This is a genomic window from Spirosoma profusum, assembly GCF_014699005.1.
In the GTDB taxonomy this organism is placed as follows: Bacteria; Bacteroidota; Bacteroidia; order Cytophagales; family Spirosomataceae; genus Spirosoma; species Spirosoma profusum.
The window spans coordinates 86,091-99,327 of sequence record NZ_JACWZY010000020.1; the positions used below are offsets into that span (position 1 = coordinate 86,091).

General features: G+C 47.3%; 14 protein-coding genes. 5 read left to right on the plus strand and 9 right to left on the minus strand.

Annotated features, from left to right (window positions below):
• Positions 1–45: 45 nt before the first annotated feature.
• The 3 genes from IC229_RS21500 to IC229_RS21510 all read right to left on the minus strand — a co-directional run bounded on the left by IC229_RS21500 (position 46) and on the right by IC229_RS21510 (position 5,449).
• Positions 46–1,110 carry a DUF4249 domain-containing protein gene (locus IC229_RS21500; protein WP_190889077.1) on the minus strand — a complete coding sequence of 355 codons (1,065 nt, stop codon included), beginning with the start codon at positions 1,108–1,110 and terminating at the stop codon, positions 46–48.
• Positions 1,110–3,521: a TonB-dependent receptor gene (locus IC229_RS21505; protein ID WP_190889078.1), complete on the minus strand. Its 2,412-nt coding sequence runs from the start codon at positions 3,519–3,521 to the stop codon at positions 1,110–1,112. The genes IC229_RS21500 and IC229_RS21505 overlap by 1 nt, the downstream gene beginning before the upstream one ends.
• Before the next feature lie 191 nt (positions 3,522–3,712).
• Positions 3,713–5,449, minus strand: coding sequence for a helix-hairpin-helix domain-containing protein (locus IC229_RS21510; protein WP_190889079.1), 1,737 nt, complete (start codon positions 5,447–5,449; stop codon positions 3,713–3,715).
• A gap of 102 nt (positions 5,450–5,551) precedes the next feature.
• Between IC229_RS21510 and IC229_RS21515 the strand changes: the two genes are divergently transcribed.
• The 3 genes from IC229_RS21515 to IC229_RS21525 are packed head-to-tail and all read left to right on the plus strand — an operon-like array spanning position 5,552 to position 7,626.
• Complete coding sequence (locus IC229_RS21515) at positions 5,552–6,055, plus strand: DUF2306 domain-containing protein (protein ID WP_190889080.1); 504 nt, start codon at positions 5,552–5,554, stop codon at positions 6,053–6,055.
• 20 nt (positions 6,056–6,075) lie between these two features.
• Positions 6,076–6,375 (plus strand): 2TM domain-containing protein, encoded by a 300-nt coding sequence (locus IC229_RS21520; protein WP_190889081.1) that lies wholly within the window; start codon positions 6,076–6,078, stop codon positions 6,373–6,375.
• 54 nt (positions 6,376–6,429) lie between these two features.
• Positions 6,430–7,626, plus strand: coding sequence for an FAD-dependent oxidoreductase (locus tag IC229_RS21525; protein WP_190889082.1), 1,197 nt, complete (start codon positions 6,430–6,432; stop codon positions 7,624–7,626).
• A gap of 123 nt (positions 7,627–7,749) precedes the next feature.
• Here IC229_RS21525 and IC229_RS21530 read toward each other — a convergent pair whose 3' ends face one another.
• From IC229_RS21530 to IC229_RS21545, 4 genes are all read right to left on the minus strand, one after another.
• Complete coding sequence (locus IC229_RS21530) at positions 7,750–8,316, minus strand: pentapeptide repeat-containing protein (protein ID WP_190889083.1); 567 nt, start codon at positions 8,314–8,316, stop codon at positions 7,750–7,752.
• An 11-nt stretch (positions 8,317–8,327) separates the two neighbouring features.
• Complete coding sequence (locus tag IC229_RS21535; protein WP_190889084.1) at positions 8,328–9,122, minus strand: thymidylate synthase; 795 nt, start codon at positions 9,120–9,122, stop codon at positions 8,328–8,330.
• A gap of 105 nt (positions 9,123–9,227) precedes the next feature.
• Positions 9,228–9,383, minus strand: a complete 156-nt coding sequence (locus IC229_RS21540) for a hypothetical protein (protein ID WP_190889085.1) — start codon at positions 9,381–9,383, stop codon at positions 9,228–9,230.
• A gap of 113 nt (positions 9,384–9,496) precedes the next feature.
• Positions 9,497–9,958 (minus strand): OsmC family protein, encoded by a 462-nt coding sequence (locus IC229_RS21545; RefSeq protein ID WP_190889086.1) that lies wholly within the window; start codon positions 9,956–9,958, stop codon positions 9,497–9,499.
• A 62-nt stretch (positions 9,959–10,020) separates the two neighbouring features.
• Between IC229_RS21545 and IC229_RS21550 the strand changes: the two genes are divergently transcribed.
• Together IC229_RS21550 and IC229_RS21555 are read left to right on the plus strand one after the other, a co-directional pair.
• Positions 10,021–10,374 (plus strand): hypothetical protein, encoded by a 354-nt coding sequence (locus IC229_RS21550; protein ID WP_190889087.1) that lies wholly within the window; start codon positions 10,021–10,023, stop codon positions 10,372–10,374.
• A 260-nt stretch (positions 10,375–10,634) separates the two neighbouring features.
• Positions 10,635–11,057, plus strand: a complete 423-nt coding sequence (locus tag IC229_RS21555) for a response regulator (RefSeq protein WP_190889088.1) — start codon at positions 10,635–10,637, stop codon at positions 11,055–11,057.
• Positions 11,058–11,117: 60 nt separating this feature from the next.
• On the opposite strand, the gene mtgA is transcribed toward IC229_RS21555, so the two are convergent.
• Positions 11,118–11,975 carry a monofunctional biosynthetic peptidoglycan transglycosylase gene (mtgA, locus tag IC229_RS21560; RefSeq protein WP_190889089.1) on the minus strand — a complete coding sequence of 286 codons (858 nt, stop codon included), beginning with the start codon at positions 11,973–11,975 and terminating at the stop codon, positions 11,118–11,120.
• A 110-nt stretch (positions 11,976–12,085) separates the two neighbouring features.
• Positions 12,086–13,207 carry a radical SAM family heme chaperone HemW gene (gene hemW, locus IC229_RS21565; protein WP_190889090.1) on the minus strand — a complete coding sequence of 374 codons (1,122 nt, stop codon included), beginning with the start codon at positions 13,205–13,207 and terminating at the stop codon, positions 12,086–12,088.
• Positions 13,208–13,237 lie beyond the last annotated feature (30 nt).

The window sequence follows — 13,237 nt, forward strand, 5'->3', positions numbered from 1 at the left end:
TTTATTATCAATCTCAAAAAGCAATTTTCAGCCTAAAAATCGACCTTAAAACTGCCACCAGCGTGGTTGATTCGGCGTCCGATAAATGCTATTTTCACAGACTACACAAGCGGAAGGTTGTGGTATGTTTACAATCGGATCTAAGTCTGGAACGCCTTCTCCGTCGCTTCGGTCAACATTGATGTATTGTTCGGAAAGGCCCGTTGCGCCAAAGTAACCATAAACGGCAGTTGCGGGGTCATTTGTACAGCGTAAGTTACCACGTACCGTTGCTGGTGCCGTATCGAAAAGTCCGCCCGTATTATTGACCAGTCCTTTCACACTTTTCCAGAATTCGTAAGCGCCTTTACTGATCGATTGCTGTTGCACTTCGAGGTAGTAGCGTCCTTTAGATTTATACGGTACGCGCATGATAAACTGTCGGCCAATGGCATTTCCGTTGACGTTCACATCGGAAGTGACATTGATGCATGTATAGCAGCGGTTTATATTCCAGCAGTTCGAGCAACATCCCAGGCCCGTCAGGGTTCCATTAGGTAGCTCTCGCTGATAGCAGACAGCCGTAAATTCATAACTTACCCAGTCCCAGCGATAATAATTCCCCGTTGTTTCAGGGTCTTTAGCGTCAATGTATACATTCCAACCCTGGCTTTTTGCCGTATTTATCACACCCGCTTCTTTTGTATACTCATAATATAGTTTCTGAATGGGCACACTAGGGGGCAATACTTCTGGTTCTGATTCATACTTTTTTCCAGCTTTCGTCTGAATGGTCAACTTGTAGCTTCGGCCCACTACACCCCGGATGCCTGTAGCGCTGGTCTGATAAATCCCGCCACCAGCCGTCGTTTCCTTTAACGTTTCGCGATTGCCGAGGTTATCTTCGATCGTGACCGTAGCGCCAGTTTCGAGCAGATTTAGACTGGTGTACGAATAATCTGCTGATCGGGTAAGCTTAACAGAGTAAGGTCCAGGCTGATCGGTAATCTGCCCTTCTACAATCAGCGATGGGGGAATGCTGACGGCATCGGGCTGAAACTCCGTTACGCAGGCAACCATCAGAAAAATAAACAAAAGAAGTGGAGTATAGGCCAGTGCGCGACGTTTCATCAGAATTTAAAATTATAGGTCAGCGACGGGAAAGCCGTTCCAAAAATTGAAAGTTTATACGCATCAGCCAGCGACGCCGGACTCAGTTTATAAAAAATTGAGTAGGCATTTTTGTGAGCGTACACGTTATAAACCGAGAATACCCAACTGCTCTGGTTTCGTTTTTTCTTGAGCGGATTCTGTTCAAACGTCATCGAAAAATCGAGTCGATGATAATCCGGAACCCGCTGCTGATTTCGGTCGAGGTAAATCGGAATACGTATCCCTCCTATTCGGGCAATAGCCGACGGCTGCGTGGTTGGCCGGCCGGTGCTATACGTAAAATTCAGCGACAGGCTAAACCAGGTAGTCGGCCGGTACGTCGCCAGAATGTTCATCGTATGCGGTTTATCATAGTTGGCCGGGTACGGGTTTCCGTTATTGACACGTTCATCGGCATACGGACTCGTCATGGTTAGGAACGTTCGGGCGAAGGTGTAACTCACAAAACCAGTCCACCGACCTTTGTTTTTACGGAACAATCCCTCAAAACCATACGCCTGCCCGCTTCCCTGAACAATCTGGGTTTCAACCGTCTGAGCCAATTGCAATTCAGCTCCATCCCGGTAATCAATGGCATTGGTAAGGGTTTTATAATACACTTCACCCGACGCTTCGATATCATTATTGGCCGTATTCCGGAAATAACCCAGCGCCCACTGGTCGGCAATAACGGGTTTGGTATACGTATCGCTCAGGTGCCAGCGCGAGGTGGGCAAAGCTGCTGTAGTATTCGTAACCTGCTGAATATATTGGCGTAATCGACTATAGCCGGCCTTCACCGACTGTCCTTCTCCCAACGACCAACGTATCGCCAGGCGAGGCTCCAGTCCACCCATCGAGTTATAAATCTTACCGGCGTCGTAGGTTTTTGTCGATACCACCGTTTCGTCCTGCTTGGGCGAATTTTCGGAATAAGAACGTACTGTAGCCGGTCCACGATTCAACAGGGCTGAATAACGTAATCCAGCGATAACCGCTACGTTCGCATTCACTTTCCACTCGTCCTGCACGTAAGCCGCCAGTTCGTAAGCACGTTCACGAGCCAGATCAATCGGCAGTACATTCGAAATAGGGCCGGGAATGCGGGTATTGGGCTGAACGTAGTAATCGATAAAACTCAACCCGGCCTGCCACTGATGTGTTTCGCTGGGCGTAAACGTCAGGTCAGTTTTAAGCTGCCGATGCCAGACCGCCGACTTCAGGTTAAACGCATTCGCTGAATCGGGCGACGACAAATCGGCCTGATATTGACTCAAAACAGCTGCCGTAGCCAGATTCAACGTCTTGCTCATGAAGTAGTTCCAACGGAACGAAGCAGTTGTGGTCTGGTAATTGAACTGCGTCGATGAAGCATTTATTTCCTGCCCTGAAAGTGAATCTGATGCCAGTTTAAAAACATCGGTGCTACGGTAGCCAGTAAACGTAATGGTATGCTTTTCGTTAGGCTGATATTTCAGTTTAGTCGTTACGTCGTAAAAGTTTGCTTTCGTATCTTTCAGGTTGGGTGGGGCCAGCGTAAACAAAAAATCATTGAACGAAACGCGGGCAGCCGCCAGAAACGACAGCTTATTTTTGATAATTGGTCCTTCAACACCCAACCGGCTCGAAATGATGCCAATACCGCCGTTAACACCCCATTTCTGCGCATCGGGTTCTTTGATTTTCACATCCAGTACCGACGAAGCCCGCCCCCCAAAAGCAGGAGAAACACCCCCACGATTCAGTGTTACGTCGCGTACTACGTCAGGATTGAATACCGAAAAGAAGCCCATCAGGTGGCTCGAATTGAAGACAGGTGCATCATCGAACAGAATCAGGTTCTGGTCGGCACTACCCCCCCGAACGTTGAATCCCGGCGCGCCTTCACCAACCGTAGTAACACCGGGCAGTAATAACAGACTACGAACAATGTCGATTTCGCCCATCAGGGGCGGAATGCGTCGAATGCTACGTATCGTTAGCTGCGACACGCCGATTTCAACTTTCTTTACGTTCCGGTCGGGTGCTTCGCTGGTGACGATAACCTCTTCCAGGTCTTTCGAGTCATCTTCCATCACAATTTCCCGAAAAAGCGTTTTCTGGAGAGAAATAGTATCCTGGCGGGGGCGGTAACCAACGTGCGTGAACCGCAGAATATAATCGCCGGGCTGGAGTTGTATTACATAAAAACCGTCTTTCGCCGTTACGTATCCTTTCGATACGTTTAGCACGACAATATTAACGCCCTGGATAGGTTTGCCGGTTTTAGCATCCCGAACATAACCCGTTGCCGAGAACGTATTAACAGACGTTTTCGGCTTGGTTACCGGTTGAGTTTTCCCTTCGTTGAGTAAGCAAATCGACAAAAGCAGTACACACAATAAACGCATAGAAACGGGTTTAGGAAGCCGCCGGAAATTGTCAAGTAAAGGAAAATATGTTGGGTAGCTTTAGACCAAAGCCAGACCGCTCATCAACATACTGATTCGTTACGGATTCGGACCAAATGCCCTATTATTAAACGTGCTACGTTATTTAATTTACCCTACTCAGCAGACCATTTACCAACAATTACTGCCTTTCAACTTGCTGTACGCAACCGTTCCCGCCGTTGTTGCAGAAACGTTGTCATTTCCTCGAGCGTCAACGTATTGAATGTCATGGCTTTTGTAAGGCCGCCTTTACGTCCGATGGCAACGCCGTAATGCATATCGAGCAGGCCAGCCAGGTCGTGGGCGTCGGGGTTTATGCTTAGTTTAACGCCCTGCTGCATAGCGTAATCAATCCAGCGCCAGTCAATGTCGAGTCGATAGGGGCTGGCGTTGATTTCAATCACTACGTTGTGTTCGGCACAGGCATCGATAATGGCGCGATGATCGATGGGGTAACCTTCACGCGCCAGCAACAACCGCCCCGTTGGGTGCCCCAGAATGGTTGTGTATGGATTTTCGATGGCACGTAGTAAACGCGTCGTCGCCTTTTCGAGCGACATGGTTAGCGTTTGGTGAACCGACGCCACTACGTAGTCGAAAGTAGCCAACGTAGCGTCGTCGTAATCCAGCGAACCATCGCCCAGAATGTCAGATTCGATACCTTTGAAAATGCGGAACGTAGTACCGAAACCTTCGTTTAGTTTATCAATTTCAACCTGCTGTTGCTGAACCCGTTCTACGTCAAGGCCATTGGCATACGTAGCGGTTTTCGAGTGGTCGGCAATACCGAAATACGTAAGCCCCAATTCCTGGCAATAAGCAGCCATATCAGCAACCGATTGTTTACCATCCGACCACGTACTGTGGTTATGCAACGTACCGCGCAAATCATTCCAGGTAACCAGCTCATCGGTCTGGTGACGGCTGGCCCAGCGAAACGCGAAATCGTCTTCACGCATTTCCGGTACGATATATGGCAAACCAGCCCGCGCGTAAATGGCCTGTTCTACGTCCTCAGTTGCTCCTTCAGCCAGTTCAGAAACAACACTCGTATAGGCAACCTCCAATAACGACGCTCCGCCGTTGCCTACCTGTTGCAAATGCGGTTCGGCCGCCGTTTGAATAAACAGTTGTCGGTTCATTTGCTCAGCCGGATAAAGTCGTAACTCCACCTCAACGTCGAAATTCATAAACCGGCCTCGCCAGATAAAGGGCGATGATTCGGCCTCGTTTTGCGTCAACGTTGGCAAGTTATTCAGATTGAGCATGGCCGATAGCGGGTCACTGGTTTGCACGAGCAGTTGTATCCTATCGACCTCCTGCGCCTTCCGACGCACCTGACCGCTAATCTCAACCCGGTCGAAATGCTTGGCGAGTTCTTCCTGTAGCAGGTTGGCAATCATGGCAGCCTTATCCATGCGGACTTTACCCTGCTGTTCCTGCAAAAACTCCAGCGCTGCCAGAATTTTCTCCTGTGTACTTCCACCAAATCCCTTGATTTTGGCAATTTCACCATTTTCGCCCGCCCGTTGCAGTTCCCCAAGATTATCGATACCCAGCTCGCGCCAGAGCGTTCGTATTTTCTTGACGCCCAGCCCTTTAATCCGAAACATATCCAGTACACCTTCGGGCGTTTGTGCCAGCAATTCATCGAGTTCGGTCAGGCGACCGGTGTCGGCAATCTCGCGGATTTTCTGTGCTACGGATTTTCCAACACCCTGTAATTTAATCAGTTCCTCAACCGGCAGATTGGCTAAATCAGCCGTTGATTTATCCAGATTAAAGGCAGCTGTCTGATAGGAACGGGTTTTAAAAGCGTCTCGGTCGTGGAGTTCCATCAGACGACCCGTCAGTTCGAGCAGGTCAACAATTTCGGTGTTGGTCATAAAAAAATGGTCATTTACTCCGCAAGTTAGGGAATTGGTCGGATAGGCCGATGCCTGCGCAAAGTGCCCCTCTATCTTTACTTCACAAACCCGCTCAAACCGATGTTAGCTGACCTGATTCACTCGCCCGCTGGTGCCATTCATCTCTACGCTGCTGTAGCAGCTTTAGTGCTTGGAACTTGTATTTTGCTGATACCTAAAGGAACTCAAGTTCACAAGCGGATAGGCTATGGATACGTAGTGGCAATGATTCTGATGAACGTAACAGCGTTTATGCTCTATAATCTGTTTGGCAAATTTGGGCCTTTTCACGTAGCGGCACTGTTCAGCGGCCTAACAATTATCGGCGGTATGCTGCCCATCGTTTTCCGGCGCTACGTACCGGGCTGGTTCTATTACCACTATTATTTTATGAACTGGTCAGTTGTCGGGTTATATGCTGCATTCTGGGCCGAAACCCTCGTACGACTTTTCCCGATGAAACAGTTCTGGCCAGTTGTGGTCGTAGCCACCAGTCTGACCGCTTTTCTGGGAAGCTATCTCATCAACCGAAACAAGACCAAATTCTTCGACAAGTTTATTCCAAAGGCAAAAACGATAATCTAAACTAAACAACTTTCAACAAGATGGCAACGTCACAAACAACTCCGAACCGCGATCCTTATCTCTGGAAACAAGCCAAAGCCCGGGTCGGCTTCAAAATGCATTTGCGTACTTACCTGATTGTGAATGCAGGGCTCTGGCTCATCTGGGCGACCACGACTTTCGCACTCCGACCCGACGATTCAGACGTCATTTTCCCCTGGCCCGTTTTTGCGCTTTTTGGCTGGGGTATTGGTCTGGCTTCTCACTACTTCCACGTTTATCAGCGCGGTAGTGAACGTAGCCTGATTGAAGAAGAATATCAAAAGCTTATCGGCCGGTAATTAACTGGAAAACAGCACGTTCAAGTCCACCATTATACTACGTCAGTACGTATCATGACCCATCAGAAGGCGCTTATTATTGGTTGTGGCATCTCAGGCCCGGTGCTGGCTCTATTCTTAAAAAAAATAGGTTTTGAAGCAATTATTTATGAGGCAAAGTCAGCCCACCGCGATGATGCAGGTGCTTTTCTGGGCATTTCACCGAACGGTCTGAATGTACTAAAGGAATTTATGCCGTTAGACGATATTTTAACGGAGTTTACGCCGGGGAAAATGACTTTTTACAATGCAAAAAACAAGAGCATTGGTGAAATCGATAACGCAAATCAACAGGAATTATATGGTGCAGAAACGGTTCAATTAAAACGCGGTTTGCTCAATCAAAAAATTCGTCAGGTTGCGATTGAAAACGGCATTCAGATTGAGTTTGGAAAAAAGTTGACATACATTACGCAAACGGATAAAGCCGCCACAGTTTTTTTCGATGATGGTACAAGTGTTTCGGCAGATTTTATTATTGGTTGCGATGGTATTCATTCGGCCACACGTAACGCTATTTTTCCCAACGCGCCTGCATTAGCTTATACAGGATTATTATCGACCGGTGGTTTCACCAAACTGGAAAATGTAAACGATTTATACGGTTCTATTCGGATGACTTTTGGAGAAAGAGCATTCTTCGCCTACGCCGTTTCTAATACGGGCGATGTCTGGTGGTTCAATAATATTTCGCAGGAAAAAGAACCGGAACGTAATGAATTATCAGGGCTGGAATTAGCTCAACTTAAATCGAAACTTCTAGCACTTCATCAAAACGATCCAGCGCCTATAGCCGACATCATAAAGTCGGCACATAAAATCGAGATTTATCCAGTTTACGACATTCCATTCCTAAAAAAATGGCATAAAGGCCGCGTGTGTTTACTTGGTGATGCAGCTCATGCAACCGCCCCTCACATTGGGCAAGGCGCTTCATTAGCGCTCGAAGATGCCATTGTACTGGCTAAATGTCTTCGGGATTTGCCGGACCTGTCCACAGCATTTACTACCTTTCAATCACTACGTCAGGAGCGTGTACAGAAGATTGTACGGGAAGCCCGAAAAGTAGGTGATACGAAAACTGCACCTAATAAATTCCAGCAATTTTTCAGGGATTTACTCCTGCCATTTTTTGTAAAATTCGAAGCTAAAAAAATGGATTGGGTTTATTCGTATAAAACGAGTTGGGGAGAGAGAATTGATGCTATATAAATTTCCAAGGCTAGAACTATTTTTGTCATGCTGAGGTACGAAGCATCTTAAAGCATCTGAGCCTGAGAGTAGTGAGACTTAAAGATGCTTCGTACCTCAGCATGACAAAAATTACTCGATATATTAATTACGAATAACAAGCCCGTATTTTGTCAATAAACCCGGTAAATTATGTAGCGAGAAGCGGGCTTTTTTTAGCTTATTATTTTCCGGATCAAGTTCGATATTATAGGAAGTGGAAAAATCAACCTGAGTCAGGTCATTTTCTTCAAATTTTGCTAATTCAAGGTCGCAATTGGTGAAAACGCTCCCCGTTAATTCACATTTCACAAAATAAGCTTCTTTCAGGGAGCAATCAATAAATTGCGCTTTCTTTAGTTTGCGATTCAGGAAAACGGTATAATCAAGCTGGCACGCCTGAAAATCGACGTGAAATCCAAACGCATTACACAAACCAAAATCGACATGCGCTAGTTTGCAATTGACAAACGTAACGTCGTACAGTTTTGTGTTTTTCAACGTAGCATATACAAGTGAACAGTCCTCAAAACGGCAGTTGATAAAACTGGAACCAGCAAACGACGTTCGCGAAAAATCCAGTTTTTTAAATAGGCACTGCTCAAATTCCTGATCTGTCCACGTAGCGGGCAATTCATCAGGTCGCTCGAAAACCCGGTCGTAATACTCCATACTGCTACGTCCTAAACCGCTACTGGCGCTTTGATGGCTGGATACGGATTATAATTTTCGAGAGTAAAATCGTCGTACGTAAAATCAAAAATGGACATTACGTTCGGATTCAGACGCATCGTGGGTAGCGGGCGCGGTTCACGCGACAGCTGGATTTCAACCTGCTCTAAATGGTTCAGGTACAGGTGCGTATCACCACCTGTCCAGATGAATTCGTGGGCTGTATAGCCACATTCCTGCGCCACCATCTTGGTCAACAGGGCGTAGCTGGCAATATTGAATGGTACACCCAGAAACACGTCGGCGCTACGTTGGTAGAGCTGACAGGAGAGCTTGCCATCCGCAACGTAAAATTGAAACAGAGCGTGACAGGGCGGCAGGGCCATATTGGGCACATCCGACGGATTCCAGGCGGACACCATCATCCGGCGCGAATCGGGTGTTTTTTTGAGCTGACGTAGTACGTCGCTTAGCTGGTCAATCGTGCGACCATCAGGGGCCGCCCAGCTTCGCCATTGCTTGCCGTAAACTGGACCCAGATTTCCATTTTCATCCGCCCATTCATCCCAGATACTTACACCATTGTCTTTCAGATACTTAATGTTTGAATCGCCTTTTATGAACCACAAAAGTTCATGAATAATAGACCTGGTGTGCACCTTTTTAGTCGTCAGTAGCGGGAATCCATCTTCCAGATTGAAACGCATCTGATACCCAAATACGCTAATGGTGCCGGTGCCGGTGCGGTCGGTTTTGCGGGTGCCGTTCTGAAGAATGTGGCGAAGGAGGTCGTGGTACTGTTGCATGAACAAAAATCGGAAGTGCTACGTCGTAAATCAACACTTAGCTAAAAATAAAACCCCTTCGTCAGCCTGGCGAAGGGGTTGGGACAATGGAACGTAACGAGGTTGCTAAGCCCGCGCTTTTTTCAAGCCGCAAGCTCCCCTACCTTTTGCACAGGACGACGATTTCGCTTTTTTCGACTTCTTCTCCTTCCGCACATCCACAGCAAACGAAACAGTAGTCAGGGTGGTTAGCAGCGCCAACCCAAGCAGGATTTTTTTCATTGGTAGTAAGTTGTTAAGGTTTCGAAAGCATAACGCGTACTGATACGTTTTATGCAAAAAATAACAGCTTTCCAGAAAATTTAATCTTGGCCCGAGCTACATTATCGAACGTATTAATTATCAATCTCGTATGAGTACGTAATGTCGGCGGTTGGACGTAGCTGGGCGGTCGCTGAGCAGTATTTATCCATCGACAGGTCGATGGCCCGTTTCACTTTATCGGCATCTAACTGGCCTTTTAGCAAATACGTTATGTGAATTTTTTTGAAGGGTGCCGGAATGGCTCCTTTTTCCCGCAATCCATCCACTTTTAGCCGGAAATCTTCAATAACCTGTTTCTGTTTTTTCAGAATCAGAATCACATCAATGGCCGAACAGCCGGCCAGTCCCATCAACAGCATTTCCATAGGTCGGGCCCCGGCGTTATGTCCGCCGTTATCAGGTGATGCGTCGATGTGCTGCGCCACGCCCGCCGTTCCAATGGCTTCAAAATGAAAGGCATCGTCGACACGAGCCAGTTCTATGTGCATAGTTGTAAACTCCTGGTGGGTATCTACTACTTGTGTATCAGGCATTGTTTTTTTTGCGTTTATCAGGTAAAATGTTTAGTTTCACACACTTCAAAGTGAACAGGATTATGTCTGAAAAATTCACTGACGATATTTTTGACCTCAAAAACGACCGCCGGCTGAGCGTTTATCTGTATCGGGCAGGCTTCGGTTGCTGGCTACTATACATTGTGTCGGGGGCTCGGTTTATGGAGTCTGTGCGTATGTATCGAACAGATTTTGGGGTGTTCTCGTTCTTTCTGATGGTGCTGGGCCTGTCGGCATCCATGATTTACGACTATTATCACCATCCGATCGAGTTTGCTCAGAAAAAAAAGTGGCTGGCCATCAGCTATGTAGTTTTGGCGGCCCTGATTTACTTTTTTATTCTTCATAATCAGCCCGTTTCTCTGGAAGATTTAATTAGAAAAGGGTTGTTTTAAATTGCTTTGCAGGTGCTACGTATCTGCTCTAAAAAGCTCATCTTTGCATGTGTAATCTAAACTCCTCTGCGACTACGTATATAGGTAAAAATCACTAATCAATCTATTGAACCCATATCTATAAAAATTACTCAACTTCTATTTTTCGAAAACGATACCTAAATAACCTGCCTTTGCCCTAATTTTTACCGTACTTAATCCAACTACCTATCCCTACTCGTTGGCATTGCATTGCTTTGTCAGCAGCTTGGCCCACCCATATGACTGATTCATCTACCGCTTACGTACTCCTCGTCGATGATGACGAAGACGATCGTTTTCTGTTACAGGAGGTATTCCGGCAATATTGTCCCGACTGCAAACTCAGCTGTGTTGAAGATAGCGAACAGTTACTCAATACGTTAGCCAACTCGGCTGTATTACCTGCCCTGATTTTGCTGGATCTGAATATGCCTTTCATGAGTGGTTTCGAGATGCTTCCGGCCATAAAGACGATACCCGGTTACCGCTCCATTCCAGTAGTTATACTGACCACTTCCGACCAGCCCACTGATCGCCAGAAAGCACTGGAACTCGGTGCCGACGATTTTATGACGAAACCGGCTACCCTTTATCAGTTTAATCAACTTATCCTGAAAATAAAGCAGCGATGGCTTCAGCCAGCCATAAAATCGGTTAAGTAGATTGTTGGTCAATAGTCGTCAGTCAATAGAAACACTGGACTGATGACTAACGACTAAAAATCACAGATTGCGAATGTACTTCTGCCCACCCAGGTAACGCATCTGCTGGGAAATCTGGCGTGTCCGGCGCTGAATGTAATTGGAAGGATTGCTAATAGAAAACTGTATCGGATTCGGCAATACGGCTGCAATTCGAGCAGCTTCGTTACGTGAGAGCGTTGAGGAAGGGTGATTATAATAGCGTTGGGATGCGGCTTCGACGCCAAAGGTCATAGGGCCGGTTTCCGCTACGTTCAGATACACTTCCAGTATCCGCTTTTTTCCCCAGATTAATTCGATTAGTGCGGTAAAATATACTTCCAGCCCTTTTCGGATGTAGCTACGTCCGTTCCAGAGAAAAACGTTTTTTGCCACCTGCTGCGAAATCGTACTGGCCCCCCGCGTACGCTTCCGTTTTTCTTTGAGTGCATCCCGGATTTCATCGAAATCGAAACCCCAATGAGTTGGAAAAGCCTGATCCTCAGAAGAAACAACGGCAAGTGCCATTTCCTTACTAATGTCATCGTAAGAATGCCATTTTTTGTAAACATGGCCCGGCTCATTCGTTCCAACTGTATCCATCCAACGCGATACAATCAGTGGTGTGACCCAAACCGGTACGTATTTTAGCGCGATAACGTAGCCCAGCGACACAAAAAATACCCACAGAAATACCCGCACGCACAGCTGGTAAATGATGCCCAGAATTGGCTGCTCCCGCACATAACGACGCAATTGCTCCCAGCGCGAAGCGTTCCGCACCGAAGTATATCCCGACCGAAACGGTTGCGCTGTTGACACATTAGAAGCCCTCGGACGTGGTTGTTGGGGGGGAGCGGTGCGGAATCGATTGGCTGGACGTTGTGGCTGTGGGTTCATAGGAGAATCTATTCTGCGAAAATAATAGGAAAGCCTACTCATCGTCACTCAATAGCTCAATTTAAGCGACTCACGCAAAAAAAACGGTTACTCCGAAAAATAAGGAGAGATTACTCTACAAACAACGTAGCAGCCACTCGATCGGCAAAAAGTTTACCCACCGGGGTCAGCAGAAGCTGGTCGCCCTGACGGGTAAGCCAGCCGGTAGCATACATGGCCGCGAGGTCGCGGGCCTGCGTCTGGGCAAAATCAGCCCCAAGCAGCATCGTCAACTGGGCTAGCGAACACCCCCACTGGGTGCGCAGTCCCGTCAACAAATAATCGTTTACCTGATCGGCAAGAGAGAGTTTTTCAACAGTAGCGGGTACGTTGCCTTGTTGAATTTCGGAGATATAACGAGAATTATTAGCAATGTTGTATTGCCGCGAATAACCATTATACGAATGGGCACTTGGCCCGACTCCCAGATAGGGTCGACGCTGCCAATAAGCTGTGTTATGACGGGCGTATTGGCCCGGTTTGGCAAAATTCGAAATTTCGTAATGTTCGTAACCCGCACTTGTGAGTGCCTGGACCAATTCCTCAAATTCGTCGGCTGCTAATACCTCATCGGCCGCCGGAAGCTGCCCTTTCTTCTGCCATCGTCCAAAGGCGGTATCTGGCTCGATCGTCAACGCGTAGGCCGACAAATGGGGCACGTTCAAGGCCAGCATTTTATATAAATCTTCCTGCCATTTGTCTTTTGAACGATTGGGAATGCCGTAAATTAAATCGACACTCAGGTTATCGAAACCGGCTGCCTGTGCCAAAGCGACACAAGCCTGAGCCTCAATTGCCGTATGCGCCCGGTTCATCCAACGTAGCGCCGACTCGTCGAACGTTTGAATACCAATGCTCAACCGATTTACGTACCGACGTAGCATTTGAAGTTTTTTCGGGTCCAGATCATCGGGATTGGCCTCCAACGTAATCTCGGCAGTTGGCGAAACCGTAAAGTATTGCTCAATGGTTGTCATGAGCTGAGCTAATTCCCACTCGGTCAGCAGCGACGGTGTCCCTCCGCCCAGATAAATGGTAGAGAGTTCACGCTTCGGCAGATGCGATTTTTGCAGACTAATTTCCGCACAAATCGCATCTACCAACACGGATTTTCGACTCAAATTAGTGCTAAAGTGGAAATCGCAATAATGGCAAGCCTGCTTGCAAAAAGGGATATGAACGTAGAGATGCATGAGCCGAAAGCAGAGAAAGAACAGTAGGAC

Bases quoted from the DNA above. Each gene is read 5' to 3' on its own strand.
- IC229_RS21500 (WP_190889077.1), bottom strand. From the start codon at position 1,110: ATGAAACGTCGCGCACTGGCCTATACTCCACTTCTTTTGTTTATTTTT.
- IC229_RS21505 (WP_190889078.1), bottom strand. From the start codon at position 3,521: ATGCGTTTATTGTGTGTACTGCTTTTGTCGATTTGCTTACTCAACGAA.
- IC229_RS21510 (WP_190889079.1), bottom strand. From the start codon at position 5,449: ATGACCAACACCGAAATTGTTGACCTGCTCGAACTGACGGGTCGTCTG.
- IC229_RS21515 (WP_190889080.1), top strand. From the start codon at position 5,552: ATGTTAGCTGACCTGATTCACTCGCCCGCTGGTGCCATTCATCTCTAC.
- IC229_RS21520 (WP_190889081.1), top strand. From the start codon at position 6,076: ATGGCAACGTCACAAACAACTCCGAACCGCGATCCTTATCTCTGGAAA.
- IC229_RS21525 (WP_190889082.1), top strand. From the start codon at position 6,430: ATGACCCATCAGAAGGCGCTTATTATTGGTTGTGGCATCTCAGGCCCG.
- IC229_RS21530 (WP_190889083.1), bottom strand. From the start codon at position 8,316: ATGGAGTATTACGACCGGGTTTTCGAGCGACCTGATGAATTGCCCGCT.
- IC229_RS21535 (WP_190889084.1), bottom strand. From the start codon at position 9,122: ATGCAACAGTACCACGACCTCCTTCGCCACATTCTTCAGAACGGCACC.
- IC229_RS21540 (WP_190889085.1), bottom strand. From the start codon at position 9,383: ATGAAAAAAATCCTGCTTGGGTTGGCGCTGCTAACCACCCTGACTACT.
- IC229_RS21545 (WP_190889086.1), bottom strand. From the start codon at position 9,958: ATGCCTGATACACAAGTAGTAGATACCCACCAGGAGTTTACAACTATG.
- IC229_RS21550 (WP_190889087.1), top strand. From the start codon at position 10,021: ATGTCTGAAAAATTCACTGACGATATTTTTGACCTCAAAAACGACCGC.
- IC229_RS21555 (WP_190889088.1), top strand. From the start codon at position 10,635: ATGACTGATTCATCTACCGCTTACGTACTCCTCGTCGATGATGACGAA.
- mtgA (WP_190889089.1), bottom strand. From the start codon at position 11,975: ATGAACCCACAGCCACAACGTCCAGCCAATCGATTCCGCACCGCTCCC.
- hemW (WP_190889090.1), bottom strand. From the start codon at position 13,207: ATGCATCTCTACGTTCATATCCCTTTTTGCAAGCAGGCTTGCCATTAT.